The sequence below is a fragment of the Pseudomonas sp. GW822-FHT04H02 genome (assembly GCF_058800645.1).
The window spans coordinates 789,673-816,653 of the sequence record NZ_JBXAMM010000004.1; the positions used below are offsets into that span (position 1 = coordinate 789,673).

Below are 26,981 nucleotides of genomic sequence, written 5' to 3' on the forward strand. Positions count from 1 at the left end.
AATACTAAAGCACTTGTCCCGTTACAGCATGGGGTCCACGGTTTATTCCCCGCATGCTTCACTGATCGGGGCTGCACCGCAGAAACAAGGAAGTGGCCCCGGGAGCATCAACCCTGCGCCGCACAACAATAACAACGAGGTCGTCATGCGCGAATTCGCACCTGCTACACACCCCGCCCCCGACTCGGCCACACCGCTGGAGGCCATCATCATCGGCAGCGGCTTTGGCGGCCTGGGCATGGCCATCGCCCTGCGCAAGGCGGGCGTGCACCGTTTCGTCATTCTTGAAAAAGGCCAGGACGTGGGCGGCGTCTGGCGCGACAACAGCTATCCCGGCGCTGCCTGCGACGTGCCCTCGCACCTGTATTCGTTTTCCTTCGAACCCAACCCGCACTGGTCCCGGGTGTTCGCGCCCCAGGCAGAAATCCATGGTTACCTGCAACATTGTGCCGGCGTCTATGAGCTCACACCCCATATCCGCTTCGGCGCCGAGGTGCGCCATGCCGAATTCGATACCGCCAATGCCTGCTGGCATGTCACCTGCGCCAATGGCCAGCGCCATGCCGCCCGCCTGCTGATCAGCGCCACCGGCCAGTTGAGCCGCCCGGCCCTGCCCGACCTGCCGGGCATGGACAGCTTCCGCGGCCGGGTCTTCCACTCCGCCCACTGGGATCATGACTATCCCCTGGCGGGCAAGCGGGTGGCGGTGATCGGCACCGGCGCCTCGGCCATCCAGTTCGTCCCGGAGGTTGCCAGGCAGGTGGCCGAACTCAAGGTCTTCCAACGCTCACCGGCCTACATCATGCCCAAGGCCGACCGCCCCTACAGTGCCGAGGAAAAGCAGCGCTTCCTGCGCCAACCCTGGAAGATGAAGCTGGTGCGTGCGGCCCACTACCTGCACTTCGAATCCCGGGCTTTGGGCTTCACGCGCCTGCAGGGCCTGACCAAATGGGTGGTCGGTGGCCCGTTCAAGAAGCTGCTGCACACCTCGGTCGCCAGCCCCGAACTGCGCCGCCAGATGACCCCGGACTACCCCATCGGCTGCAAGCGCATCCTGCTGTCCAACGACTACCTCAAGACCTTCGACCAGCCCCATGTGCACCTGCTGACCCGAGGCATCCGGCAGATCACCGAGCACGGCATCGAAACCCTGGACGGCGAGGAACACGCCGTGGACGCGATCATCTATGGCACCGGTTTCGCCGCCACCGAGTTCCTCTCGCCCATGCGCATCACCGGACGCGACGGGCTCGACCTGAACCAGGCCTGGCAAGGTGGCGCGGCGGCCTACCTGGGCATCAGCGTGCCGGGTTTTCCCAACTTCTTCATGCTCTACGGGCCCAACACCAACCTGGGCCACAACTCCATCATCCATATGCTGGAAAGCCAGATTTCCCACGTCATGCAGGCCCGCCAGGCCCTGCTGGACAGCGGCGCCAGCCATGTGGAAGTGGACGAGCAGCGCCACCAGCGCTTTCAACTGGGCATCCAGCGCCGCCTGGCCACTTCGGTGTGGAGCGGCTGCAAGAGCTGGTATGTCGACGAACGGGGGCACAACAGCACCAACTGGCCAGGCTTCACCTGGTCCTACCGCTGGCTGGCGCGCTATGCCGGGCTGGCGGCCTATCGCCTGTCCAGCCCGCTGGACACCCAATCCCCAGCCTGCGACGGGCAACGCATAGCCGCCCCCCGGGACTGGTTGGAGCGGGCCAACGCAGCCTTCCTGCGGGTTTTCCTGCGGGTCAGTTTCAGGGCCTTGATCGGCCCGCCCCGGGCCCTGGCCAGCCAGCGCAAGATCGTCGACCGGTTGTCATGGCTGATGCCCGGCTGCCTGGGCGTGAACCGCCGGAGCATGCAGTTGGACGGGCTCTCGTTGCAGATTGTCGACGCCGGAACCAGGGCGCCCAAGGGGGTGATTCTCTACCTGCACGGTGGCGCCTTCTGCCTGGGCAGCCCGCGCTCTCACTACAGCGTCACCAGCCGCCTGGCCAGGGGCAGCGGCTGCGCGGTGTGGGTGCCGGACTACCGGCTGGCCCCGGAACACCCCTACCCCGCCGCGCTGGAGGATTGCCTGGCCTGTTACGACGCGATCCGCGCCCAGCTCTGCCCGGCGGACAAGCTGCTGATTGCCGGCGACTCCGCCGGCGGCGCCCTGGTGCTGGCCCTGGCCCTGGCCCTGAAGGAGCGTGGTGACGGGATTGCCGCCGGGCTGATGCTGCTGTCGCCGGTCACCGATCCGGACCTGGGCGGCGCCAGCATGCAATCGCGCCAGGAGGCCGACCCGATGATCCGCCGCGACTGGCTGGAGCAAGCCCTCAAGGCCTACGCAGCGCCCGTTCAAGCACTGAGCCACCGCCCCCTGGAAGCAGACCTGCGCGGCTTGCCACCGATGCTGATCCAGGTGGGCGACCAGGAACTGCTGCTATCCGACTCCACGCGCCTGGCCGAGCGTGCCAGGCAGTCCGGGGTGGCTTGCCAGTTGGAAATCCACCAGGGCCGCTGGCATGTGTTCCAGTTGCAGGCGTTCTACCTGCGCTCCGCGAGAAACGCCCTGCTGGGCCTCGCCCGGTTTGCCCGCCAATGCCTGGAGACCGCGGGCCAAACCCCGCAGGCAGCCGACTCACCCCGTACGACACAGCCTGCAACAGATCCGCAACCCAGCTGAACCGGCCGCCCTCGCCCAAAGCATGGTGGCGGGGGCGGCCCGGTCAACCGGCGCCAGCGCGGGCCGCGCCAAGTTCTGATGGCAAGATCCGGGTTCTGGAGGTAAAACAGAGCCCCTCGAAAGTGGCCGACCCGGCCACGCAGAAAACCCGGACGCTGTTCCAGCGCCCGGTGGCGTTTTTTTCACGATCCATCCATCAGTGACCAAGGGACCAGCACTTATGAGCAGCGAGCACGACACACCTGGTGAAGCACTGCGCTTGAGCAGTACCGATATCCGCATCCTGGGTTCGTTGATCGAAAAGCAGGCCACCAGCCCGGAAACCTATCCCCTGACTCTCAACGCCCTGGTGATTGCCTGCAATCAGAAAACCAGCCGCGAACCGGTGATGAACCTGACCCAGGGCCAGGTCGGGCAAAGCCTGCGTGCCCTCGAAGCCCAGGGCTTCACCCGCCTGGTGATGGGCAGCCGCGCCGATCGCTGGGAACAGCGCCTGGACAAGGCCCTGGAACTGGTGCCGGCGCAACTGATCCTGTGCGGCCTGATGTTCCTGCGTGGCCCGCAGACGGTCAACGAACTGCTGACCCGTAGCGGGCGCATGCATGATTTCGAAGACAGCGAGCAGGTCCTGCACCAGCTCGAACGCCTGATTGCCCGGGGCCTGGCCCTGCACATTCCGCGGCAGGCCGGCCAGCGCGAAGACCGTTATACCCACGCCCTGGGTGACCCGGCGGACATCGAGGCAATCCTCGCCGCCCGCAGCAACCCGGTTGAGCGCAGCGCCGGCGGCGCGGTTTCAGTGGAACGCATCGAAGAACTGGAAGCGCGGATCGCTGCCCTGGAAGAGCGCCTGGCCCAACTCGAAGGCTGAACCCCGGAGCCGCTGCCGCAGGCTGCGATCGACCTCGAAGGGGGCTTCAGGGCCCTGCTGGCCTTGTCGCGGCCTGCGGCAGCGGTGACAGGGCTTCGGGCTCAGTGGCGGGCGAAGGCCACGGCCTTCTGGAACTGCTCTTCGCTCGGGCGCACCCCGGTATAAAGCACGAACTGCTCCAGCGCCTGGATGGCAATCACTTCCAGCCCGGTGATGACCTGCTTGCCCTCGGCCCGGGCCCGCAGGATCAACGGCGTCTCCGGCGGCACCGCCACTACATCGAACACCGTCTGCGCCGCCTTTATCGCCTCGGCGTCGAACGCCAGCTGCTGCGCCTCTGGCCCGCCGCTCATGCCGATCGGGGTGACGTTGATCAGCATCTGCGGCCGCAGGCTGCCCAACTCGCCCTGCCACTCATAACCCAGGGAGCTGGCCAGGGCGCGCCCGGCCACTTCGTTGCGGGCCACGATCACCCCGTTGGCATAACCACCATCACGCAAGGCACTGGCCACGGCCTTGGCCATGCCGCCGCTGCCGCGCAGGGCAAAGCTCGACTCTCGAGGCACCCCGTGGCCCGCGAGCAATTGCGCCACGGCGATGTAGTCGGTGTTGTAGGCCTTGAGATGGCCGTTGGTGTTGACGATGGTATTGATCGAGGCAATGGCCCGGGCCGAGGCATCCAGCTCATCCACCAGGGCGATGCAGTCTTCCTTGAACGGCATGGACACCCCGCAACCGCGGATGCCCAGCGCCCGGATCCCGGCGACGGCGCCGGGCAGGTCCTGGCTGCTGAAGGCCTTGTAGTAGAAATTGAGACCCAACTGCTCATACAGGTGGTTGTGAAAACGCAGGCCGAAATTCCCCGGGCGCCCGGACAAGGACATGCACAACTGAGTGTCTTTGTTGGGGTTCATTTGCATATCAGTTTCCTCGCTCGGCACTTTCAGATGGACGGGATTGGTCTGGCGCGCCGCTTGGCCTGATCATATCGGCGCGTGTTCACCGGCCTTCGCCACCGCCCAGGGATGACGGTAAAGAGACCGGTACAGACCTTACACAATATTTACTCAGCGGCTGTGCAGATTTCGCAGGAACCGCTGTCTTAGAAGTATCCCCGCGTCAGTTCTTGAGTCTGGTGCAGACCATAAACGCTGGGGTTGAACCGAGGAATGACCATGATCTCCAAAATCCCCAAGATAGCCTTGCTCATTGGTGCACTCGCTGTCGCAGGCCAGGCTTCAGCCCACGGTGGTGGTGGCTGGGTCGGGCCCGCCGCCTTGGGTGCTGTTGTCGGCGCTGCCGTAGTGGGTTCGGTGATCGCCAACCAGGATCGCCCGGTCTATGTGCAGCAAGCGCCGGTGTATGTCCAACCGCAGCCGGTCTATGCCGCACCGCCACCACCGGTCTACTACCAGCCGGCACCGGTCTATGTGCAGCAACCGGTCTACTACCGCCCGGCACCGGTGTACTACGGGCCACCTCGCGGTTACTACGGCCACCCGCATTACTATTACGGCCCGGGTCCCGGCCGCTGGTAAGCACTGGCAGAATCAAACAACAGGCCCCGCCCCCAAAGCGGGGCTTGTTGCATTTTGCCACTATCCGAATGTCTGAATAATTCTCAAGCATGTCGTGACTGGAACAGTATTTGCGTTTAAATCCGGCAATAGTGTACTGATCCCACGGCTGCGGTGAGCGACATGCGACTGTCATGTTTGTGTCATTCAAGGACGACAAGATCGACACAGTCCGCTCGCCACAGGCCCATAACAACAAGGACGAATCCATGCCCACGCAAAACCCGCACCGCGTCGCCGGCCTCTGCACCTCCAGCCGGGTGTACGACGCCCTGACCGAACTCAAGCACCTGGAAGGCCACCGCAGCGCCAAGTTCCTCTCGCTGCTGGCCCAGAACCTGGTGCGCAAGGGCCTGCTCAACGAGCAGGAAGTGCTGCACATGCTCGACCAGGTGGTGGACTGAACTGCCGGCTGCGGTAGCACCGGCATCAATGTCCACTATCAGATTGGGTGATTTTTCGTAGCACTTGGGGCTTTGTAAGGTAACCCCCTCAGATCGAGGAGGTTGTCATGCCCAAGGTTCAGATCATGTCCGTCATCGGCAGCGCGGTCCCCGCATCGCTCAGGGAACTGGGGTTGCTGGCTTGCTGGTACCTGGTGCGCGACGGCGAGATGGTCAGCGGCCCGCTGACCTCCCTGCCCGCCGCCCAGACCCTGTCCCGGCAACTGGCGCTGCGCATCGTCCAGCCCTAGGGCAACTGCACCCGGGGCCGGGTCTCGACGAACAGGGCCCAGCTGGACATGAACAGCGCGGCAATCAGGGGCCCGATGACAAAGCCGTTGAGGCCGAAGATCGCCAGCCCTCCCAGGGTCGAGATCAGGATCAGGTAGTCCGGCATCTTGGTGTCCTTGCCCACCAGGATCGGCCGCAGCAGGTTGTCCACCAGGCCGATCACGAACACCCCGAACAGCCCCAGCACCACCCCTTGCCAGATCGCTCCGCTGATCAGGAAGTAGGCCGCCACCGGCCCCCAGACAATCCCCGCCCCCACGGCCGGCAACAGTGACAGGAACGCCATCAGCACCGCCCAGAGCAAGGCGCTGGGAATGTCGAGGAACCAGAAGATCAAGCCCCCCAGGGCGCCCTGGGTCACCGCCACCAGCACATTGCCCTTGACCGTGGCCCGCACCACTCGGTTGAACTTCAATTGCAGGCGGCGCTTCTGGTATTCCGCCAGGGGCACGGCGGTGCGGATCTTGCGCACCAGCTCCGGGCCGTCGCGCAGAAAGAAGAACAGCAGGTAGAGCATGATAAAGAAGCTCACCACGAACTCGAAGGTGCCCTGGCCGAAGCTGAAAGCCTGGGTCGCCAGGTACTGGCTGCCCTGCATCGCGCTCTTGACCACCTTCTCCTGCAGCCCCTTGAGTTCGCCCAGGCCGAAGCGGTCCAGCAGGTGCTGGAAGTACGGCGGCAGGCTGTGCTTGAACTGAGCCAGGTAGGCGGCGATATCCAGCTGGCCGCTTTCGATTTTCTTGTACAGCTCGGCCCCCTCCTGCACCAGCAGCACGCTGGTGATGATCACCGGCAGAATCGCGATCACCAGGCAGATCAACAGGGTGCACAGGGACGTCAAGTTGCGCTGCCAGCCGAAGCGGGCCTGCAGCCGACGCTGCAAGGGGGCGAAGACAATGCCCAGGATCACTGCCCAGAACAGCGCACCGTAGAACGGCAGCAGAATCCAGATAAAGGCCAGGGTCACCAGTGCCAGCAACAGCAGCAGGCTTTTGTTTTGCAGGTTGGTTTGGTTCATCTACAGGTCCAGGTCTGTCACGCGGAAAATCAGCGTCCTGAGGCTTAGTCCCCGGCCGCGGCGCCGAGTGCCGTTTTTTCTGCTGTCGGCATAGATCCAGATCAATGAATACCCTAGCGCACTGGCTTACCCTCGCGACCTTTTGCGACCGACAGCCCCATGACGCTCCTCGCCAAACCCGAACTCCTGGCCCCCGCCGGCACCCTGAAGAACATGCGCTACGCCTTCGCCTATGGCGCCGACGCGGTGTACGCCGGCCAGCCGCGCTACAGCCTGCGGGTACGCAACAACGAATTCGACCATGCCAACCTGGCCCTCGGTATCCGCGAGGCCCAGGCCCAGGGCAAGCGCTTCTACGTGGTGGTCAACATCGCCCCACACAATGCCAAGCTCAAGACCTTCCTCAAGGACCTGGCGCCGGTGATCGAGATGGCCCCGGATGCGCTGATCATGTCCGACCCGGGGCTGATCATGCTGGTACGCCGGCACTTCCCGCAGATGCCGATCCACCTCTCGGTGCAGGCCAACACGGTGAACTGGGCCAGCGTCGAGTTCTGGCAACAGCAGGGCCTGACCCGGATCATCCTGTCCCGGGAACTGTCCCTGGAGGAGATCGAGGAAATCCGCCAGCAGGTGCCGGGCATGGAGCTGGAAGTCTTCGTCCACGGGGCGCTGTGCATGGCCTACTCCGGGCGTTGCCTGCTGTCGGGCTACATGAACAAGCGCGACGCCAACCAGGGCACCTGCACCAATGCCTGCCGCTGGAAATACAGCGCCCAGGCGGCCACCGAGAATGCCGTGGGCGACATCGTGCAGAGCTACCAACCGGAGCCGACCCTGGGCCTGGGCGCCCCCACCGACCAGGTGTTCCTGCTGCAGGAAGCCAATCGCCCGGGCGAGCTGATGCCGGCCTTCGAAGACGAGCACGGCACCTACATCATGAACGCCAAGGACCTGCGGGCGGTGCAGCACGTGGAGCGCCTGACCCGCATGGGCGTGCACTCGCTGAAGATCGAGGGGCGCACCAAGTCGCACTTCTATTGCGCACGCACCACCCAGGTCTATCGCCGGGCCATCGACGATGCCGCCGCTGGCCGCGAGTTCGACCGCCAGTTGATGAGCGATCTGGAGTCCCTGGCCCAGCGCGGCTACACCGAGGGTTTCCTGCGCCGGCATGTGCATGACGAGTATCAGAACTACCAGAACGGCAGCTCGGTGTCGGAGCGCCAGCAGTTCGTCGGTGAACTGACCGGCGAACGCCGCGACCGCCTGGCCGAAGTGAAGGTGAAAAACCGTTTCGCCCTGGGCGATCACATGGAACTGATGACCCCTCGGGGCAACTTCCACTTCGACCTGCACCAGTTGCAGAACGCCAAGGGCGAAGCCATCGAAGTGGCGCCAGGTGACGGCCATACGGTGTACCTGCCGATCCCTGATCAGGTGGACCTGCGCTTTGGCCTGCTGATGCGCGATATCAGTGCCTGAGCCGTGCAGTTAACACCCTGATGTAGCTGCTGACGGGGGCGGTGGGACCTTCTGGCGGGCTGCCAAAAGACCGCCACACAAGGCCCTTCGGGCCTTCTCGCAGCCTCGCAGGCTTGGCAGCGGCTACACCAGCCACCGGCGCCCCGCCCTCAGATACGGAATTGTCCCACCAGCCGCCCCAGGCGCTGACCCAGGTCCGCCAGGCTGCGGGAAGTCTGGGCGCCGCGCTGGGTTTCATCGGCCACACTGTCCACCGCCACGGCGATCTGATGCACGCTGCGATTGATCTCCTCGGCCACCGCAGTCTGTTCTTCCGCCGCACTGGCAATCTGCGCGTTCATCGAATTGATGGTGCCGATCAACTGGGCCATGGTGTCCAGCGACGCCCCGGCTTCGTTGGCCTTCACCGAGGTGCCGTCGCCGGCATCGCTGGAACGGCGCATGGCGTCCACCGCCACCCGGGTGCCCTGCTGCAGGCGGTCGATCATGCCCTGGATTTCCTGAGTGCTCTGCTGGGTGCGGCTGGCCAGGGCCCGTACTTCGTCGGCCACCACCGCAAAACCGCGCCCGGCCTCCCCGGCCCGAGCCGCTTCGATGGCGGCGTTCAGGGCCAGCAGGTTGGTCTGCTCGGCGATCGAGCGGATCACGTCCAGCACGCTGACAATCGACGTCACGTCCTGCTGCAGGCTGTCCAGGGAAGTACCGCTGTTGCGGATATCGCTGACCAGCGCATGGATCTGCTGAATACTGCCATCCACCACGCGCTTGGCCGCCTGGCCCTCTTCATCGGTCTGCTGGGCGGCAACGGCTGCGCCCTGGGCGCTGCGGGCCACCTCATGGGCTGCGGAGGACATTTCGTTGATCGCCGTGGCCACCTGATCGGTCTCGTGGCGCTGGCGCTCCATGGCCTGTTCCGAACGCTGGGCCTGATCCGAGACCTGGGTCACCAGCTCGGTGAGCTGGCCGGTCATCTCGGTGATCTGCCGCACCAGGCCGTGGATCTTGTCGACAAAGCGGTTGAACGAGCCGGCCAACTGCCCCAGTTCGTCCTGGCTGGTAATGGCCAGGCGCCGGGTCAGGTCGCCCTCGCCGGCGGCGATATCGTCGAGGTTGGCTTTCATCAGGTTCAGCGGGCGCAGCATGGTGTTGGCCACCAGCATGCCCAGGGCGGCGATCACCACCAGCACCACCGCGGCGATCCCGAGGATGCTCAGGACCATGCCTTCCATGCGCTGGTTGACGCTGCTCTGCACTGCGGCGACCTGGGCGTCGATGCCATCGAGGTTGACCGAGGTGCCCAGCACCATGTCCCACTTGGGCAGGTACTCGGTGTAGCCCAGCTTGGGCACCAGCACGTCGCTGCCCGGCTGGGTCGAGCTGTATTGCACATAGTGGCTGCCGTCCTTGCCGACCCGCACCAGCTCGCGGTTGACGTACACACCGTTGGGGTCGCGGTTGTCCTTGAAGCTCTTGCCCACGCCGTCCGGGCTGTTGCCCTTGAACAGGCGCACAGTCTCGGAGTCGTAGCCGAAGAAGTAGCCGTCCTTGCCATAGCTGATATTGGACAGCAGCTTGACCACTTCGGCCCGGGCGGCCTGATCGCCCTGCGCCGCCGCATCGTAGAGCGGCTTGACGGTAGTCAGCGCGACTTCCACATAACTCTGCAGGGTGGCCTTGGCTTCAGTCAGCAGCCGGTTGCGGGTTTCCTCGACTTCCTTCTGTGCCTGCTGGCGCAGCATGAGCACGGTGCTCAGGCTGATCACCAGGGCGAACAGCAGTACCGGGAGTACTGCCAGGGACAGGACTTTGGCCTTCAGGCTCAAGCGCATAGGGGGCTCACTCTTGGTTTTTTATTGGCGTGATATGCCGTTAACGGCACGCCAAAAAAAAAGTTGAGCCTGAACCCGTAGGAGCCGGCTTGCCGGCGAAGGGGCCCTCGAGCCTTGCACCGACCTTGCCGATGCCTTCGCTGGCAAGCCAGCTCCTACGACAACCCCCGGCTTCTACGAGAGCGAGATGATCAGAGGACCATGGCCGCCACCCAGCCGAAGGCCAGCAGCGGCAGGTTGTAGTGCAGGAAGGTCGGAACCACGGTGTCCCAGATGTGGTGGTGCTGGCCGTCGATATTCAGGCCCGAGGTCGGTCCCAGGGTCGAGTCCGAGGCCGGCGAACCGGCATCGCCCAGGGCACCGGCGGTGCCGACGATGCAGACGATGGCCAGCGGGCTGAAGCCCAGTTGCACACACAAAGGCACGAAGATCGCCGCGAGGATCGGCACCGTGGAGAACGACGAACCGATGCCCATGGTCACCAGCAGGCCCACCAGCAGCATCAGCAAGGCGCCCACGCCCTTGCTGTGGCCGATCCAGGCCGCCGAGGCCTGGACCAGGGAATTGACCTCGCCGGTGGCCTTCATCACTTCGGCGAACCCCGAGGCGGCGATCATGATGAAGCCGATCATGGCCATCATCTTCATGCCTTCGGTGAACAGGTCGTCGGTCTCGCGCCAGCGCACGATGCCCGACACCGAGAAAATCAGGAAGCCGCACAAGGCACCGATAATCATCGAGTCCAGCAGCAGCTGGATCACGAACGCCGCGACTATGGCCGCCGCGGCCACCAGCAGGGTCCGCGGGTTGTACTGCACCGCCACCTGCTCGACCTTCTCGATGCGGTCCAGGTCATAGACGCGCTTCTTGCGGTAGCTGAAGAACGCCAGCAGCAAGCCGCAAAGCATGCCCAGGGCGGGAATGCCCATGGCGTGGGTGACGTTGACCTGGCTGATATCGACGCCGCTGCGGGCCACGTTGGCCAGGAGGATTTCGTTGAGGAAGATGTTGCCGAAACCCACCGGCAGGAACATGTAGGGGGTGATCAGGCCGAAGGTGATCACACAGGCGATCAGCCGGCGATCCAGTTGCAGCTTGGTCAGCACATACAGCAGCGGCGGCACCAGCAGCGGAATGAAGGCAATGTGGATCGGCAGGATGTTCTGCGAGGCAATCGCCACCACCCACAGCAGGCCGATCAGCAGCCACTTGACCTGGCCGCCGCCGTTGGCGTCCTGCCGGTCCACCAGCAGCAGGATCTTGTCCGCCAACGCATGGGCCAGCCCGGATTTGGCAATCGCCACGGCGAAAGCACCGAGCAAGGCGTAGGACATGGCCACGGTGGCACCGCCCCCCAGGCCGCTATTGAAGGCCTTGAGCGTGGCCTCGATGCCCAGGCCGCCCACCAGGCCGCCCACCAGGGCGCCAATGATCAGGGCGATCACTACATGCACGCGGGACAGGCTGAGCACCAGCATTACGCCAACCGCGGCAATTACTGCGTTAATCATCGTTACCTCATTACTGCGCCGCTAAAAATGGCGCAAAAGCCTGTGACCGACCGGAAGGCAGCGGGCTGCCGACATCGAAATGAAAGAGGTTCTTATTAGGGGGGCGCACTTTGCAGCAGCCGACCCGGCTTGTCAAAACCCCGCACCCCGCCGCCCGCAGGAGCTAGCTTGCTCGTAAAGCCCCCAAGACCAACCCCGTACCCGTGGCGAGGGAGCTTGCTCGCACTGGGCTGCACAGCAGCCCCAGCGCCTCGCGGTTTATTTCGAACAAGCGTTTAAAGAACGCCATTGGTCGGCCGCTACAGTGCAAAGTCTCAGATATTTATCGAATAAAGGACGTCTCCATGTCGCTCAGACAACTTTCCATCCAATGGAAAATCACCTTGCTGGCCGGACTCTGCCTGTTGGGCATCGTGTCGCTGTTGGTGGGGCTTTCGCTGTATCGCATGGAGCACAGCTCCGAGCTGGTGAAGGCCTCGAGCATGGGGATGCTCAACGAAGCCGCCCAGGCGCGGATCGAGGCCCAGGGTGAAGTCCAGGCACTGGGCATTCGCCAGCAATTCATGGACGCCTATCAATACGGCCACGGCTTCTCGCGCCAGGTGCTGTTCCTGCGGGAACAGGCCGAGAAACGCTTCCTCGACGCCTTCGACCTGCGCGAGGACCTGACCCGCCAGGTCAAGTCGGCGCTGCAGGCCAACCCCGACTTGCTGGGCCTGTCCCTGGTGTTCGAAGCCAACGCCCTGGACGGCAAGGACGAGTTGTTCGGCGGCCAGAGCGAACTGGGCAGCAACGAAAAGGGCCGCTTCGCCCTGTACTGGTCCCAACCCACCCCGGGCAAGCTGACCTCCATGTCACTGCCCGAAAGCGACATGAGCGACACCCGCACCGGCCCCAGCGGCCAGCCGGCCAACGCCTGGTTCACCTGCCCGCGCAGCACCCTCAAGCCCTGCGTGATCGAACCCTACTTCTATGACATCGACGGCCAGAAGGTGCTGATGACCAGCATCGTCTTCCCGCTGATGGTGGACGGCAAAGTCATCGCTTCGCTGTCGGTGGACATCAACCTCAACAGCCTCCAGGCCATCAGCCAGAGCGCCAGCAAGCGCCTCTATGCCGGCCAGACCAACGTCAGCATCCTGAGCCCGGCGGGCCTGCTGGCCGGCTACAGCCCGGACGCCAGCAAGCTCAGCCAGCGCCTGGACAGCGTCGACACCACCAACGGCGCCGAGCTGATCCGCCTGCTGGCCAACAGCACCCAGACCCAGAGCCTGCACAGCAACCGTGAACTCAAGGTGCTGGCGCCCTTCACCCCGATCCCCGGTGGCAAGGCCTGGGGCGTACTGCTGGATGTTCCGGAAAAAGTCCTGGTAGGCCCGGCCGAAGCCCTGAAAAGCGAGCTGGATGCGCGCAACAACAGCGGCACCCTGATCGAGCTCGGCCTGGGCCTGCTGGCCGCGGTGGTGGGCCTGTTGCTGGTGTGGCTGATGGCCCGCAGCGTGACCCGGCCGATCCTCGGCGTGGCCCACATGCTCGAAGACATCGCCAGCGGCGAAGGCGACCTGACCCGGCGCCTGGCCTACGACAAGCCGGACGAACTGGGCCAACTGGCCGGCTGGTTCAACCGCTTCCTGGACAAGCTGCAGCCGATCATCGCCGAGGTAAAACGCTCGGTGCAGGACGCTCGCGGCACCGCCGACCAGTCCTCGGCCATCGCCACCCAGACCAGCGCCGGCATGGAGCAGCAGTATCGCCAGGTGGACCAGGTGGCCACCGCTTCCCATGAAATGAGCGCCACCGCCCAGGACGTGGCCCGCAGCGCGGCCCAGGCCGCCCAGGCCGCGCGGGATGCCGACCAGGCCACCCGCCAGGGCCTGAACGTGATCGACCACACCACCCGCAGCATCGACTTGCTGGCCGCCGACATGAGCGCCGCCATGACCCAGGTCGAAGGCCTGGCTGCCAACAGCGAGCAGATCGGTTCGGTGCTGGAAGTGATCCGCGCCATCGCCGAGCAGACCAACCTGCTGGCCTTGAACGCGGCCATCGAAGCCGCTCGCGCCGGGGAAGCCGGCCGCGGCTTCGCGGTGGTGGCCGATGAGGTGCGCAACCTGGCCCAGCGCACCCAGGAGTCGGTGGAAGAAACCCGCCAGGTGATCGAGCAACTGCAGAACGGCACGCGGGAGGTGGTGGGTTCGATGAACAACAGCCATCGCCAGGCCCAGGGCAGCGTCGAACAAGTGGGCCAGGCGGTCACCGCCCTGCGCCAGATCGGCGATGCGGTAACCGTGATCAGCGACATGAACCTGCAGATTGCCAGCGCCGCCGAACAGCAGAGCGCGGTGGCCGAAGAGATCAACAGCAACGTGGCGACCATTCGCGATGTCACCGAATCGCTGTCGGGGCAGGCCAATGAATCGGCGCGGGTCAGCCAGTCGCTCAACAGCCTGGCCAACCAGCAACAGAGCCTGATGGACCAGTTCCGCGTCTGACCCCGCTGTCGCAGGCTGCGATAGCCATCACGGGCGCCGAACCTGGCGCCCGGCAAGTTCAGCGCCTGGGCAGTTCGATCTCTACCCGCAAGCCGCCCCACTCGCTTTCCCCCAGGTTCAGGGTTCCACCGCAGGCGTCGACGATGTCGCGCACGATGCCCAGGCCCAGCCCGTGGCCGTGGGTCTGTTCATCCAGGCGCGTGCCCCGGCCGAATACCTCATCGCGCCGCGCTTCGGGAATGCCCGGACCGTCGTCGTCCACCGCCAGGCAGAAGCCCTGCGGCCGCTCTTCCACGCTCAGGCGCACCTGGGCATCCGCCCATTTGCAGGCGTTGTCCAGCAGGTTGCCCAAGAGCTCCAGCAGGTCTTCCCGGTCCCAGGGCAGGCGCAGCCCCGGTGGCGCCTGGTAGCTCAGTTCCAGGTGCTGGCCATGGATCATGTTCAAGGTCGCCAGGAGCCCCGGCAGTTCGGCATCGCACTCGAACAGCACCCCGGGCAACGCATCCCCCGCCAGCCGCGCGCGGTTGAGTTCGCGATTGAGGCGCTGCTGCACCTGCTCCAACTGTTCCTGGAGCATCCTGCGCACCTCGGGGTGGCCGTCGAGCCTGGGGCTCGACGCCAGGCTCAGGAGCACCGCCAGCGGGGTCTTCAAGGCATGGCCCAGGTTGCCCAGGGCATTGCGGGAACGGTTGAGACTGTCTTCGGTATGGGCCAGCAAGTGGTTGATCTGCGCCACCAGGGGCTCCAGTTCCACCGGCACCTGGGCATCCAGTTGCGAACGCTGGCCCTGTTGCAACTGGGCGATCTGCTCGCGGGCGGTTTCCAGCGGGCGCAGGGCGCGGCGCACGGTCAGGCGTTGCAGCAGCAGGATCAGCAGCAGCCCGGCCAGCCCCAGCCCGAGGCCGATCTGGCGCATGCGCTGGAAGCTTTCACGCACCGGGGTGTAGTCCTGGGCCACGCTGATGGAGATCGACTGCCCGAGGCGCTTGTAGTCGCTGCGCAGCACCAGCAGTTGCTGGCCCTCCGGCCCCAGTTGCAGGTTGCCCTGCAGGCCGGCGCGCTCCAGTTGCGGCAGTTCCTGGTCCCACAGTGAGCGCGAGCGCCAGTGCACATCGGCAAAATCGATACGGAAATAGTGCCCCGAAAACGGCCGCTGGTAGGCCGGCGACAGACGTCGTTCATCCAGCTGCAGCCCCTGAGGGCCGCGCACCAGGGCCAGCAGCAGGCTCTCGCTGTCGTTGCGCAGGCCGGCTTCCAGGTAGCGTTGCAGGCCCACCTCGAACAGCCAGAGGCTGGTCTGCGCCAGCACCAGCCCGACCACCACCATCACCGTGATCAGGCCCAGGCTCAGGCGGCGCTGGATCGATCTCACGAAGTGGTTCCGCCGAACAGATAACCCTGGCCGCGGCGGGTTTCGATCACACTGCGACCCAGCTTGCGCCGCAGGTGGTTGACGTGAACTTCGAGGACGTTGGAATCGCGCTCGGTTTCACCGTCGTAGAGGTGTTCGGCCAGGTGGCTTTTGGACAGGATCTGCTGCGGGTGCAGCATGAAATAGCGCAACAGGCGGAACTCCGCGGCGGTCAGCAAGACATCCTGGCCGTCGCGGACCACACATTGCCGGCCCTCGTCCAGGTGCAGCCCGGCGGCCTGCAGGGTCTGCTGGTTGGCCTGGCCATGGGAGCGGCGCAGCAGGGCCTGGACCCGCAGGTGCAGCTCTTCGGGATGGAACGGTTTGCTCAGGTAATCGTCGGCGCCGGCCTTGAGCCCCTCGATGCGCTCGGCCCAGGAGCCGCGGGCGGTGAGGACCAGCACCGGCGTTGCCAGGCCATCGGCGCGCCACTTTCGCAGCACCTCCAGGCCCGGCACCCCGGGCAGGCCGAGGTCGAGGATGATCAGGTCATAGGGTTCGCTGGCGCCCTGGTACAGCGCGTCGCGGCCGTCGGCCAGCCAGTCCACGGCGTAGCCCTGGCGGTTCAGGCCTTCAAGCAGTTCATCGGCCAGGGATACGTGGTCTTCCACCACAAGCAGGCGCATCAGTCGTCTTCCTCATCTTTCAACAAACGCCCGGTGGCGGCTTCCAGGTCCAGCTCGCGAACCACCCCGTCCACAGTCAACAGCTCGACTTCATAGATGTACACATCGTGCTTTTCTTCCAGCTCGGCCTCCAGCAGCTTGGCCCCGGGGTAACGGTCCATGGCCTGCTTGAGCAGTTGCTCCAGGGGCAGGATCACCCCTTGCTGGCGCAGGCGCAGGGCCTCGTCCTGGTCCAGGTCGCGGGCCATGGCCAGGGAGCAGAACAGCAGCAGCGCCAGGGCTGCACGGCTGCCGGCGGTGCGCAGAGTGCGGTTCATTAGGTGTCCTGATGATCCTTGAGTACCTGGCCGCTCACGGCGTCCAGTTCCAGGTCCCATTCCAGCCCCTGCGGGTCGCGCAGTTCAACCTGGTAGATGTACTTGCCGTACTCTTCTTCCAGCTCGGTTTCACTGATGCTCGCCCCAGGATGCCGGGACAGGGCCGTGGCATTGAGTTTTTCAAAGGACACAATGGTACCAGCGTCGCGCAGTCTCAGGGCTTCGTCCGGCCCCAGGTCGCGGGCGTGGGCCAGGCTGGCGGTCAGGGCGACAAGGCTGGCGCCGAACAGCGCGGCAAGGGTCTTCATGGCAGTTCTCCAAAGTCGGTGGCCAAAGGCCGATGCCGCAGACCATACCCAAGGCAACTTAATTGAAACTGAATGGCCAGCATGGGTCTGACACAGGTTTCACTCGGCCCGCGGCCCCAGGTGTCTCTATACTCGGCGGCTGATTCAAGAGTGAGCCCGGTATGACCGCCATCCATATCAAGTTTCCCGCCCTGACCCTCAAGGCCGGCCCCCGCGCCCTGGCCCGCATCCGCCAGCAAGGCCTGCACCCCCGTGAAGTCGGCACCTTGCCCGGCGCCGCCGGCGGCCCCAAGGCCCTGGGCATCCAGGGCCTGGACCTGGCGCTGTTCGGTGAATGGCTGCCATCGGCGCCCCGGGAACGCTCGCTGATCGGCGCCTCGGTGGGTTCCTGGCGCTTCGCCAGCGCCTGCCTGCCGGACGCCGCCGAAGGCATCCGTCGCCTCGGCCAGTTGTACAACGCCCAGAGCTTTGCCAAGGGCGTGACCATGGCGCAGATCAGCCAGAGCTCCCGGCGCATGCTCGAGGACCTGCTGGAGGGCCGCGACGCTTCGATCCTCGACAACCCTCACTACCGGCTGAACATCATGGTGGTCAAAAGCCACGGCCTGCTCGCCGACGACCATCGCGGGCGCCTCGGCCTGGGGCTGTCCTCGGTGATCGCCGACAATCTGCGGGGCCGCGCGCGCCTGGCCCGGCACTTCGAGCGCCTGGTGCTGCACGACCCGCGCCTGGCCCCGCCCTTGCACACCCTGGAAGACTTCCCCTCGCGCTTCGTGCCTCTGGACCGCGGCAACCTGCGCCAGGCGCTGCTGGCCTCGGGCTCGATCCCCATGGTCATGCAGGGCGTGCGCGATCTGCCCGGCGCCGGGGCCGGCACCTTCCGCGACGGCGGCCTGCTGGACTACCACCTGGACCTGCCCTACAGCGGCAGCGACATCGTGCTCTACCCGCACTTCACCGACCGGGTGATCCCCGGCTGGTTCGACAAGACCCTGCCCTGGCGCCGGGCCAGCCCCGAACGCCTGCGGGACGTCTTGCTGCTGGCGCCATCGAAGGAATACCTGGCGCGCCTGCCCTACGGCAAGTTGCCGGACCGCAACGACTTCAAGCGCTTCATGGGCGACGACGCCGGCCGGCAAAAATACTGGCGCAACGCCATGGACGAAAGCCGGCGCCTGGGGGACGAGTTCCTCGAGCTGGCCGCACAGAACCGCCTCGGCGAGCGCCTGCAGAGCCTCTAGAGAAGGCTTGCCGCTGCGGACTGACCCTTTAGTCAGGGTTTTTCCGCAAGCGCCGGGGCAAGCTGATAAACTCGCCGCCTGCCTCAACTCGCCCCCGGGCGATAGCCATCTGACAGAGCTGACCGACACTGTGGAAATCTTCAAAGAATTCACCTTCGAATCCGCCCACCGCCTGCCTTTCGTGCCCGAGGGCCACAAGTGCGGCCGCCTCCATGGCCACTCGTTCAAGGTGGCGATCCACCTCAGTGGCGAGGTCGACGCACACACCGGCTGGATCCGCGACTTCTCGGAAATCAAGGCGATCTTCAAGCCGCTGTACGAGCGCCTGGACCACAACTACCTGAACGACATTCCCGGCCTGGAAAACCCCACCAGCGAAGTCCTGGCCAAATGGATCTGGAATGAGCTCAAGCCCCTGCTGCCGGAGCTGAGTGCGATCCGCATCCACGAAACCTGCACCAGCGGCTGCATCTACCGCGGCGAATAAGCCCGCCGAAGAAACCACCCCACGGGGTGGTTTTTTTATGCCTATGATTGCCCCACCCCGCCGTTACCCGAGCACTCGCGCCCATGCCGCCGACCATTCGCCCCGCTGCCCTGCCCGACCTCGCCGCCATCGAAGGCATCGCCAAGCGCGCCTATGCGCCCTATATCGCGCGGATCGGCCGGGAACCGGCGCCCATGCTCGAAGACTATTCGTGCCTGGTGCTGGCCCGGCAGGTCTGGGTCCTGGAGGAGCAACAGGCAATCGCCGGTTTCGTTGTCCTGCTGGACGCCCATCAAGCCCTGCTGCTGGACAACCTGGCGGTCCACCCCGAGGCCCAGGGCCGGGGCCATGGCCGGCAACTGCTGGCCTTTGCCGAACAACAGGCCGCGGCCGCCGGTCACCGTTGCGTGCGCCTGTACACCAACGCAGCCATGAGCGAGAACATCGCCCTGTACAGCCGCCACGGCTACGTGGAAACCCACCGCGCCGTGGAGCACGGCCTGCACCGGGTGTACATGAGCAAGCCACTGGACTGAACCCAGGAGCCCTCTCCATGCCTCCACGTATCTACCTCGCCGGCTTCGATGTGTTTCGCGCCGACGCCCCGGCCCATGGCGAATACCTCAAGCAACTGTGCAGCGCCCAGGGCCTGCACGGCCTGTTTCCCCTGGATAACCAGGCGCCACCTCGCCTCACGCCAGAAGCCACCGCGCAGTGGATCTACCGGCAGAACCTGCTGATGATCCGCGGCTGCGATGCATTGCTGGCCAACCTGAATGACTTTCGCGGCCTGGAGCCGGATTCCGGCACCGCCTTCGAAGTGGGCGCGGCGGTCGCCCTGGGCAAACCGGTGTGGGCCTACTTCGAAGGCCCCGCCACCCTGCGCCGGCAGGTGCCCCACGATCACGCCGGGCGCGACGCCCAGGGCTTTGCGGTGGAGGACTTCAACCTGCCGCGCAACCTGATGCTGGCCTGCAGCTGGAGCGGCCGCAGCAGCAGTGTGGAAGCCGCCATCTTCGACCTCGGGTGCTGGCTGAGCGCTTCCCCTCCATCGGGCTGAGATAGCCGGCAACGTCACTTTCTGCCGAAAACGACCACCCCGGACAAAAGCCTTGTCTTGTCGCGAAAGCCGATGTTATGTTTCTAACACGAGATACAAAAATGAAACACAAATAACATTTCCAGCGAACGCCCGGCGAGATGGTCATGGACAAGAACAGTTTCCAAGTCACCCTGGAACAGCAGTTTGCAAGCCTGACCCCCACCGGCAAGCGCATCGCCACCTACCTGCTGGCCAACCTCCAGCAGTTGCCCTTCGAGACCGCCGACAGCATCGCCCAGCAAGCCGGCACCACGGGGATTTCCGTGGGGCGCTTCCTGCGCTCGCTGGGCTATCGCAACCTGGATGACGTCAAGCAAGGCCTGCGCGGCGATGCCCCGGCCTCCTGGCTGATCACCGATCGGCTCGGCGCCTTTCGCAGCGAAGCCCATCAGGACGATGCCCTGGAGCGCTCGATGCATCGCGAGATCGAGGCCATCCAGCATGTCTATGGCCTGGCCCGCAGCCAGCCCTTCGCCGCCATCGTGCAACAGATCGTCGAGGCCGACGCGGTGTTCATCATCGGCATCCAGTCGACCCGGGGCATCCTCAACGCCTTCCACAGCCACCTGGAATACATCCGGCCCAAGGTCTACTACGTGGACGGGCTTTCAGGCATCTACGCCGAGACCCTGAACTCCGGCTTTGCCAAGCCCTACGCGATCATCTCCGACTTTCGCGCCTACTCCAGCATCACCCAGACCTTCTGCGAAGTGGCCAATGCCAACGCCCTGCCCCTGGCCCTGGTCACCGACCTGCAGTGCCCCTGGGCCCGGGACTACCCGCTGGACCTGCTGCAACTGAAAACCGATGTCGGCCAGTTCTGGGATTCCCTCGCGCCCCTGACCTGCCTGTTCAACCTGATGGTGTCCGCCGTGGCCGAGGGCTATGGCGAGCGCCTGGACCAGCGCCTGGCCAAGAACCGACAGTTGCAGGAAGCCTTCGGCCAGTTCGAGTCCTGACCTTCAAGCGTTAACCCAGATGGAGTGAGTGAGTGAACAACAGCCCCCTTGTCGAAATCGACGCCCAGCGCCATCAGCTTCAGATCGACCTGATCTACGCCGGCGCCGACAACCTGGCCGGCCAGGTGATCTATCGCAACGCCCGCTGCCTGCTGCACAAGGACGCCGCCGCCTGCCTGTACAAGGCCAGCCAGCTGGCACGCATGGCCGGCCTGGGCCTGCGCATCTACGACGCCTACCGCCCGGCCTACGCCCAGCACCTGCTGTGGCAGGCCCTGCCCAACCCGGACTACGTGCGCGACCCGCGCCTGGGCTCGCACCACACCCGGGGCGTGGCCGTGGACCTGACCCTGGTGGATGAAACCGGCGAGCCGCTGGACATGGGCACCGCCTTCGACGCCATGGAGCCCAAGTCGCACCAGTTCTACAGCGACCTGCCGCCCCAGGTGCAGCGCAACCGCCTGATGCTGCTGGGGATCATGCTCAGCGCCGGCTTCGAGGCGATCCCCACCGAGTGGTGGCACTACGAGCTGCCCAACGCCGAGGACTTTCCCCTGATCCAGGAGCACGACCAGCCCTTCGAACACTGATTTCCCGTTCCCCACCGGCCACAACAACAGGCAGCTAACTGCCCCAAGCCGGTCCTACTGCAACACTGCTTCAGCAACAACTGCCCGGTTATAGCTTTTATAAAAAACCTGACGAACTTCCCAACATCGAATGATCAAGGAAACCGGCATGACCCCTAACCGCAATCACCCTGATGTGCGTCTGTCCACCCGTGTCGCCCTGTCCCTGCTGTGCGCCGCCCTGAGCCTGGGCGCGTGGCAGGCAGCCAGCGCCGCCGCGCCCAAGGACACCCTGATGATCGGCAAGGCCGCCGACCCGCAGACCCTCGACCCCGCCGTGACCATCGACAACAACGACTGGGCCGTGACCTACCCGGCCTACCAGAAGCTGGTGACCTACAAGGTCGAGAACGGCAAGGGCAGCACCGAAGTCCAGGGCGACCTGGCCGAGAGCTGGAGCACCTCCGCCGACAACCTGACCTGGGATTTCAAGCTCAAGCCGGGCAACAAGTTCGACGACGGCAAGCCGGTGGACGCCGCCGCGGTGAAGTTCTCCTTCGACCGCCTGATGCAGCTCAAGCAAGGCCCGTCCGGCGCCTTCCCGGATGACATGAGCGTGGCCGTGGTCGACCCGTTGACCGTGCGCTTCACCCTGAAGAAACCCTACGCGCCCTTCCTCTACACCCTGGCCCACAACGGCGGCGGCATCATCAACCCGGACGTGGCCAACAAGGGCGAGGACGTCAACGCCTACCTCTCGACCCACACCGCCGGCTCCGGGGCCTTCCGCCTGAGCAACTGGCAGAAGGGCCAGGCGCTGACGCTGGAACCCAACAGCTATTACGCCGGCCCCAAGCCGAGCCTGAACAAGGTGGTGATCAAGATCATCAGCGAGGCCTCGGTGCGCCGCCTGCAACTGGAACGCGGCGACCTGGACATCATCGAGGACATGCCCGAAGACCAGCTCGGCACCCTGGCCGGCAAGCCAGGCATCGTGATCCAGACCTTCCCCTCGCTGCGGGTCAACTACCTGTACCTGAACAACAAGCGTGCGCCCCTGGACAACGTCGAAGCGCGCCAGGCACTGGTCCAGGCCATCGACTACAAGGGCATCGTCGACGGCATCCTCAAGGGCCAGGCCAAGCTGATGAACGGGCCGATCCCCGACGGCATGTGGGCCCACGACCCGAGCCTGCCGCTGATGCAGCAGAACCTCGACGGCGCCAAGGCCAGCCTGGCCAAGGTCCCGCAGAAAATCAGCAACCTGACCTACCTCTACTCGGACAAGGACGCCAACTGGGAGTCCATCGGCCTGACCCTGCAAGCGGGCCTGGCGCCCCTGGGCATCAACCTGAAGATGGAGAAGCTGGCCAACGCCACCATGCGTGAACGGGTGGGCAAGGGCGACTACGACGTGGCCATCGGCTCCTGGAGCCCGGACTTCGCCGACCCCTACATGTTCATGAACTTCTGGTTCGACTCCAGCCTGCAGGGCTTGCCGGGCAACCGCTCGTTCTACAGCAACCCCGAGGTGGACAGCCTGATCCGCGAGGCGGCGGCCACCAACGACACCGCCAAGCGCATCGAGCTGTACCAGAAGGCGCAGAAGATCGTCCTCAAGGACAACGTCTACGCCTACCTGTACCAGAAGAACTACAGCCTGCCGATGCGCGATTCGGTGAAGGGCTACGTGTTCCACCCGATGCTGGAACAGGTGTTCAACATCGCTGAAATCAGCAAGTAGGACCGGCCCTGCGTTCCCCGTCGCCGGCCCCTGAAACGGGGTGGCGCCGGGTTGCCGTGTCCCCGGCGAGGGGCCGTCGTGCCCCCTGCCGTTCGTCAAGCGTTAACGAGGTTGCCTCATGGCCTTCCTGAATATGTTGCGCAAACGCCTGCTCGGCCTGTTGCTGGTCGTGGTCGGGGTTTCGCTGATTACCTTCACCATCTCGCACCTGATTCCCGGTGACCCGGCGCGGCTGATCGCCGGCGACCGGGCCAGCGATGCCATCGTGCAGAACATCCGCCACCAGCTGGGCCTGGACCTGCCGCTGTACCAGCAGTACGGGCGCTACATGCTCGACCTGCTGCACGGCGACCTGGGCACCTCGATCCGCACCAGCCGCCCGGTGCTGGAGGACCTGCAGAGCTTCTTCCCGGCAACCCTGGAGCTGGCCCTGGCCGCCCTGCTGCTGTCGGTGCTGGTGGGGGTGCCGCTGGGGGTGCTGTCGGCGGTCTATCACAACCGCTTCATCGACCAGATCGCCCGCACCCTGGCGGTCACCGGAATTTCCACCCCGGCGTTCTGGCTGGGGCTGGGGCTGATCGTGCTGTTCTACGGCCACCTCGGCTGGCTGCCCGGCAGCGGGCGCCTGGACGAAGGCCTGGAGCCGCCGCCCACGGTCAGCGGCTTCTACCTGATCGACTCGCTGCTGGCAGGGGACATCCCACTGTTCCTCAATGCCCTGCAGCACCTGATCCTCCCGGCAGTGACCCTGGGCTTCGTCAACCTCGGGGTGGTGGCGCGGCAGATCCGCTCGGCCATGCTCGACCAACTGGGCGAAGACTACATCCGCACCGCCCGGGCCTACGGCCTGTCGCGCTGGGCGGTGATCCTGCGCCACGCCCTGCCCAACGCCCTGATCCCCTCGGTGACGGTGCTCGGCCTGACCCTGGGCGATTTGCTGTACGGCGCGGTACTGACCGAGACGGTATTCGCCTGGCCGGGGATGGGCGCCTACGTGGTGAAGTCGATCCAGGCCCTGGATTTCCCGGCGGTGATGGGCTTCGCGATCCTGGTGTCGTTCATTTATGTGCTGCTGAACATGGCGATCGACCTGCTGTACCGGGTGATCGATCCGCGCATTGGCGAGGTAAGTTGAGATGTCCGCTCCCTTGAACATTCCCCTGCCACAACCCACCGCCCAGGCCAGCGGCTGGCGCACCCGCCTGGCCTACCTGGGCTACCGCGTGCGGCAAAGCCCGCTGACCATCGCCGGGCTGTGCATGACCCTGCTGGTGCTGCTGTGCATGGCCTTCGCCCCCTGGCTGTCGAGCCATGATCCCAATGCCCTGAACCTGGCCCAACGCCTGGCCGCTCCCAGCGCCGCCCATTGGTTCGGCACCGACGAAGTGGGCCGCGACCTGTTCAGCCGGGTGCTGCACGGCAGCCGCCAGTCGGTGGGCGTGGGCCTGTTCGTGGCCTTCGCCTCGTGCCTGGCCGGGGGCCTGTTGGGCTGCCTGTCGGGGATCATCGGCGGGCGCTTCGACAGCCTGATCATGCGCCTGATGGACATCATGCTCTCGGTGCCGTCGCTGGTGCTGATCATGGCCCTGGCCGCCGCCCTGGGCCCGAGCCTGTTCAACGCCATGCTGGCGATCACCCTGGTGCGCATTCCGTTCTATGTGCGCCTGGCCCGGGGCCAGGCCCTGAGCATCCGCCAGATGGGCTACGTCAAGGCGGCCCAGACCTACGGCGCCGGGCGCTGGCACATCGTCAGCTGGCACGTGGGGCGCAACGCCATGCCGCCGTTGCTGGTGCAACTGAGCCTGGACATCGGCAGCGCCATCCTCATGGCCTCGGCCCTGGGCTTCATTGGCCTGGGTGCGCAGCAGCCCACCGCCGAATGGGGGGCGATGGTGGCCACCGGGCGCAACTTTATCCTCGACAACTGGTGGTACTCGACCTTTCCCGGGCTGGCGATCCTGTTCACCGCCACCGGTTTCAACCTGCTGGGTGACGGCATCCGTGACCTGCTCGACCCACGGCAACAGGGGAAATGACCATGAGCTCATCCGCCGTTCTCAACATCGACAACCTGAGCCTGGAATTCCCCGCCTACCGCAGCAATGTGCAGGCCCTCAACGGCGTGTCGCTGCACGTCAACCCGGGGGAAATCGTCGGCGTGGTCGGCGAATCCGGCTCGGGCAAGTCGGTGACCGCCATGCTCAGCCTGCGGCTGCTGCCCGAGCGCAGCTACCGCATCACCTCCGGCAGCCTGAGCCTGCTGGGCCGCGACATGCTCGCCACCCCGGAAAAACAGCTGCTGCAGATCCGCGGCCGCGATGCGGCGATGATCTTCCAGGAGCCGATGACCGCCCTCAACCCGACCCGGCGCATCGGCCGGCAGATGCTCGACGTGATCATCCATCACCAGCGCCTGAGCCGGGAACAGGCCCGGGCCAAGGCCATCGACCTGCTGCGCGACATGCACATCGCCGACCCCGAGCAGGTGCTGCAGGCCTACCCCTTCGAGCTGTCCGGCGGCATGCGCCAGCGGGTGATGATCGCCCTGGCGTTTTCCTGCGACCCGCAGTTGCTGATCGCCGATGAACCCACCACCGCCCTGGACGTGACCGTGCAGCGCCAGGTGCTGCTGTTGCTGCGCGAGAAAGCCCGGCAACGGGGCACCGCGATCCTGCTGATCACCCACGACATGGCGGTGGTCTCGCAGTTCTGCGACCGGGTCTATGTGATGTACACCGGCGCCGTGGTGGAGCAAGGCAGTACTGCCCAGGTCATGCTCGACCCGCAACACCCCTACACCCGTGGCCTGCTCAGCGGCCTGCCGGAACAAGTCACTCCCGGCGCGCCGCTGCTGACCATTCCCGGGCAGGTGCCCAACCTTGCTCACCTGCCCGGCGGCTGCACCTTCCGCGAGCGCTGCAGCCAGGCCATGGCGGTGTGTGCCCAACGGCCGCCGCTGCATTCGATCAACGCCAGCCAGCAGCACAAGAGCGCCTGCTGGCTGGCTGCCCCGGAGTCCGCCCAATGAATGCTTCGCAACCCCGGGCCGGCAGCGAGCCGCTGCTGCGCCTCAACGATGTACAGGTGCGCTTTCCCCTGAGCAACGACTGGCTGGGCCGGCCGCGGGCCTTCGCCCATGCCCTGAACGGCATCGACCTGGAACTGCGCCCCGGGGAAACCCTGGGCATCGTCGGCGAATCCGGCTGCGGCAAGAGCACCCTGGCGCAACTGCTCATGGGCCTGGTCAAGCCCAGCAGCGGCGACCTGCGCTGGGCCTACGCCAGCGACCGCGAGCGCCACAGCCACGTGCAGATCGTGTTCCAGGACCCGCAGTCGTCCCTCGACCCGCGCCTGCCGATCTGGAAGATCATCACCGAGCCGCTGTTCGCCCTGGGCAACACCCCGGTGGCGCAGATGCGCGAAATCGCCGCCAAGGTGGCGCAGCAGGTAGGCATCCGCGGCGAATACCTGGAGCGCTACCCGCACCAGTTCTCCGGCGGCCAACGCCAGCGCATCGCCATTGCCCGGGCCCTGGCGTCGAACCCGGACATCATCGTCCTCGACGAGCCGACCTCGGCCCTGGACATCTCGGTGCAGGCGCAGATCCTCAACCTGCTGGCGGACCTGCAACGCAGCCGCGGCCTGACCTTCGTGCTGATCTCCCACAACGTCTCGGTGGTCCGGCACATGGCCGACCGGGTGGCAGTGATGTACCTAGGGCAGATCGTCGAGCTGGGCAGCGCCGAACAGGTGCTGGAGCGCCCGCGCCACCCCTATACCCAACTGCTGCTGGAGGCGGTGCCGCGCCTCGGTGCGCCCCTGGCGGACAGCCAGCTCTCGGCGCCCACCGAACTGCCGGGCAACCGCAAGCTGCCCGCCGGCTGTTTCTTCTTCGACCGCTGCAGCCGCCGCGGCCCGGGCTGCGAGCTGCCGCAACAGCTGCTGGGCGATGCGACGCAGCAAGTGCGTTGCCATCGGCAACAGCTCACCGGGTGATCCCACTGCGCCACGCCGCCGGCCACGGCGTGGTGCTTG

At 65.5% G+C, this 26,981-nt stretch carries 26 protein-coding genes and 1 pseudogene; 19 read left to right on the forward strand and 8 right to left on the reverse strand.

Going from position 1 to position 26,981, the window contains the following annotated elements; translation table 11 throughout:
* Positions 1-145 precede the first annotated feature (145 nt).
* Positions 146-2,665, forward strand: coding sequence for a flavin-containing monooxygenase (locus AC1RMG_RS21015; RefSeq protein ID WP_493170149.1), 2,520 nt, complete (start codon positions 146-148; stop codon positions 2,663-2,665).
* A 220-nt stretch (positions 2,666-2,885) separates the two neighbouring features.
* Positions 2,886-3,536, forward strand: coding sequence for a YceH family protein (locus AC1RMG_RS21020; protein ID WP_019092845.1), 651 nt, complete (start codon positions 2,886-2,888; stop codon positions 3,534-3,536).
* 101 nt (positions 3,537-3,637) lie between these two features.
* Here the strand turns inward: AC1RMG_RS21020 and AC1RMG_RS21025 are convergent, their stop codons facing one another.
* Positions 3,638-4,456 (reverse strand): shikimate 5-dehydrogenase, encoded by an 819-nt coding sequence (locus AC1RMG_RS21025; RefSeq protein ID WP_493170150.1) that lies wholly within the window; start codon positions 4,454-4,456, stop codon positions 3,638-3,640.
* Positions 4,457-4,705: 249 nt separating this feature from the next.
* Between AC1RMG_RS21025 and AC1RMG_RS21030 the strand changes: the two genes are divergently transcribed.
* From AC1RMG_RS21030 to AC1RMG_RS21040, 3 genes are all read left to right on the forward strand, one after another.
* Positions 4,706-5,074: a hypothetical protein gene (locus tag AC1RMG_RS21030; RefSeq protein ID WP_015636359.1), complete on the forward strand. Its 369-nt coding sequence runs from the start codon at positions 4,706-4,708 to the stop codon at positions 5,072-5,074.
* Between the two features lie 248 nt (positions 5,075-5,322).
* Positions 5,323-5,517, forward strand: coding sequence for a hypothetical protein (locus AC1RMG_RS21035; RefSeq protein ID WP_011062291.1), 195 nt, complete (start codon positions 5,323-5,325; stop codon positions 5,515-5,517).
* A gap of 107 nt (positions 5,518-5,624) precedes the next feature.
* Entirely contained in the window at positions 5,625-5,807 is a 183-nt protein-coding gene (locus tag AC1RMG_RS21040; RefSeq protein WP_053152771.1) for a hypothetical protein, read from the forward strand.
* Here the strand turns inward: AC1RMG_RS21040 and AC1RMG_RS21045 are convergent.
* Positions 5,804-6,865 carry an AI-2E family transporter gene (locus AC1RMG_RS21045; RefSeq protein ID WP_011062293.1) on the reverse strand — a complete coding sequence of 354 codons (1,062 nt, stop codon included), beginning with the start codon at positions 6,863-6,865 and terminating at the stop codon, positions 5,804-5,806. The two genes, AC1RMG_RS21040 and AC1RMG_RS21045, sit on opposite strands and share 4 nt — an antisense overlap.
* Positions 6,866-7,024: 159 nt before the next feature.
* Here AC1RMG_RS21045 and trhP point away from each other — a divergent pair, with 159 nt between their 5' ends.
* Positions 7,025-8,350 carry a prephenate-dependent tRNA uridine(34) hydroxylase TrhP gene (trhP, locus tag AC1RMG_RS21050; protein WP_019092843.1) on the forward strand — a complete coding sequence of 442 codons (1,326 nt, stop codon included), beginning with the start codon at positions 7,025-7,027 and terminating at the stop codon, positions 8,348-8,350.
* Positions 8,351-8,499: 149 nt separating this feature from the next.
* Here trhP and ctpM read toward each other — a convergent pair whose 3' ends face one another.
* Entirely contained in the window at positions 8,500-10,179 is a 1,680-nt protein-coding gene (gene ctpM / locus AC1RMG_RS21055; RefSeq protein WP_011062295.1) for a methyl-accepting chemotaxis protein CtpM, read from the reverse strand.
* A 191-nt stretch (positions 10,180-10,370) separates the two neighbouring features.
* The gene (locus AC1RMG_RS21060; RefSeq protein WP_493170261.1) at positions 10,371-11,687 is read right to left on the reverse strand and encodes a Na+/H+ antiporter family protein; all 1,317 of its coding nucleotides are present in this window, start codon (positions 11,685-11,687) and stop codon (positions 10,371-10,373) included.
* Between the two features lie 566 nt (positions 11,688-12,253).
* On the opposite strand from AC1RMG_RS21060, the pseudogene AC1RMG_RS21065 reads away from it, so the two are divergent.
* Together AC1RMG_RS21065 and AC1RMG_RS21070 are read left to right on the forward strand one after the other, a co-directional pair.
* Positions 12,254-13,324, forward strand: a pseudogene (locus AC1RMG_RS21065) (cache domain-containing protein); the annotation flags it as partial.
* A 102-nt stretch (positions 13,325-13,426) separates the two neighbouring features.
* Positions 13,427-14,182 carry a methyl-accepting chemotaxis protein gene (locus AC1RMG_RS21070; RefSeq protein ID WP_370059513.1) on the forward strand — a complete coding sequence of 252 codons (756 nt, stop codon included), beginning with the start codon at positions 13,427-13,429 and terminating at the stop codon, positions 14,180-14,182.
* A gap of 58 nt (positions 14,183-14,240) precedes the next feature.
* On the opposite strand, the gene AC1RMG_RS21075 is transcribed toward AC1RMG_RS21070, so the two are convergent.
* Genes AC1RMG_RS21075 through AC1RMG_RS21090 form a run of 4 tightly spaced genes read right to left on the reverse strand, consistent with a single transcriptional unit; the run spans position 14,241 to position 16,844 of the window.
* Positions 14,241-15,554 (reverse strand): sensor histidine kinase, encoded by a 1,314-nt coding sequence (locus tag AC1RMG_RS21075; RefSeq protein ID WP_011062298.1) that lies wholly within the window; start codon positions 15,552-15,554, stop codon positions 14,241-14,243.
* Positions 15,551-16,219, reverse strand: a complete 669-nt coding sequence (locus AC1RMG_RS21080) for a response regulator transcription factor (protein ID WP_041119167.1) — start codon at positions 16,217-16,219, stop codon at positions 15,551-15,553. The genes AC1RMG_RS21075 and AC1RMG_RS21080 overlap by 4 nt, the downstream gene beginning before the upstream one ends.
* Positions 16,219-16,536 (reverse strand): PepSY domain-containing protein, encoded by a 318-nt coding sequence (locus AC1RMG_RS21085; protein ID WP_011062300.1) that lies wholly within the window; start codon positions 16,534-16,536, stop codon positions 16,219-16,221. The genes AC1RMG_RS21080 and AC1RMG_RS21085 overlap by 1 nt, the downstream gene beginning before the upstream one ends.
* Entirely contained in the window at positions 16,536-16,844 is a 309-nt protein-coding gene (locus AC1RMG_RS21090; RefSeq protein WP_011062301.1) for a PepSY domain-containing protein, read from the reverse strand. The genes AC1RMG_RS21085 and AC1RMG_RS21090 overlap by 1 nt, the downstream gene beginning before the upstream one ends.
* Positions 16,845-17,005: 161 nt before the next feature.
* On the opposite strand from AC1RMG_RS21090, the gene AC1RMG_RS21095 reads away from it, so the two are divergent.
* The 11 genes from AC1RMG_RS21095 to AC1RMG_RS21145 all read left to right on the forward strand — a co-directional run bounded on the left by AC1RMG_RS21095 (position 17,006) and on the right by AC1RMG_RS21145 (position 26,942).
* On the forward strand, positions 17,006-18,085 hold the full coding sequence (locus AC1RMG_RS21095) for a patatin-like phospholipase domain-containing protein (protein WP_053159522.1): 1,080 nt from the start codon (positions 17,006-17,008) through the stop codon (positions 18,083-18,085).
* A 130-nt stretch (positions 18,086-18,215) separates the two neighbouring features.
* Positions 18,216-18,572 (forward strand): 6-carboxytetrahydropterin synthase QueD, encoded by a 357-nt coding sequence (gene queD, locus AC1RMG_RS21100; protein ID WP_011062303.1) that lies wholly within the window; start codon positions 18,216-18,218, stop codon positions 18,570-18,572.
* Positions 18,573-18,655: 83 nt separating this feature from the next.
* Complete coding sequence (locus AC1RMG_RS21105; RefSeq protein ID WP_210458351.1) at positions 18,656-19,108, forward strand: GNAT family N-acetyltransferase; 453 nt, start codon at positions 18,656-18,658, stop codon at positions 19,106-19,108.
* 17 nt (positions 19,109-19,125) lie between these two features.
* Positions 19,126-19,632: a nucleoside 2-deoxyribosyltransferase gene (locus AC1RMG_RS21110; RefSeq protein ID WP_210671435.1), complete on the forward strand. Its 507-nt coding sequence runs from the start codon at positions 19,126-19,128 to the stop codon at positions 19,630-19,632.
* A 140-nt stretch (positions 19,633-19,772) separates the two neighbouring features.
* Positions 19,773-20,633 carry a MurR/RpiR family transcriptional regulator gene (locus AC1RMG_RS21115; protein ID WP_015636369.1) on the forward strand — a complete coding sequence of 287 codons (861 nt, stop codon included), beginning with the start codon at positions 19,773-19,775 and terminating at the stop codon, positions 20,631-20,633.
* Between the two features lie 32 nt (positions 20,634-20,665).
* Positions 20,666-21,223 (forward strand): D-alanyl-D-alanine dipeptidase, encoded by a 558-nt coding sequence (gene ddpX / locus AC1RMG_RS21120; RefSeq protein ID WP_011062307.1) that lies wholly within the window; start codon positions 20,666-20,668, stop codon positions 21,221-21,223.
* 148 nt (positions 21,224-21,371) lie between these two features.
* Positions 21,372-22,946, forward strand: a complete 1,575-nt coding sequence (locus tag AC1RMG_RS21125; protein ID WP_019095855.1) for an ABC transporter substrate-binding protein — start codon at positions 21,372-21,374, stop codon at positions 22,944-22,946.
* A gap of 118 nt (positions 22,947-23,064) precedes the next feature.
* Entirely contained in the window at positions 23,065-24,081 is a 1,017-nt protein-coding gene (locus AC1RMG_RS21130; RefSeq protein ID WP_011062309.1) for an ABC transporter permease, read from the forward strand.
* Between the two features lies 1 nt (position 24,082).
* On the forward strand, positions 24,083-24,982 hold the full coding sequence (ddpC, locus tag AC1RMG_RS21135; RefSeq protein WP_015636372.1) for a D,D-dipeptide ABC transporter permease: 900 nt from the start codon (positions 24,083-24,085) through the stop codon (positions 24,980-24,982).
* Complete coding sequence (locus AC1RMG_RS21140; RefSeq protein ID WP_493170154.1) at positions 24,979-25,974, forward strand: ABC transporter ATP-binding protein; 996 nt, start codon at positions 24,979-24,981, stop codon at positions 25,972-25,974. Before ddpC ends, AC1RMG_RS21140 begins: the two co-directional genes overlap by 4 nt.
* Positions 25,971-26,942: an oligopeptide/dipeptide ABC transporter ATP-binding protein gene (locus AC1RMG_RS21145; protein ID WP_015636374.1), complete on the forward strand. Its 972-nt coding sequence runs from the start codon at positions 25,971-25,973 to the stop codon at positions 26,940-26,942. Before AC1RMG_RS21140 ends, AC1RMG_RS21145 begins: the two co-directional genes overlap by 4 nt.
* The last annotated feature ends 39 nt before the right edge of the window (positions 26,943-26,981 follow it).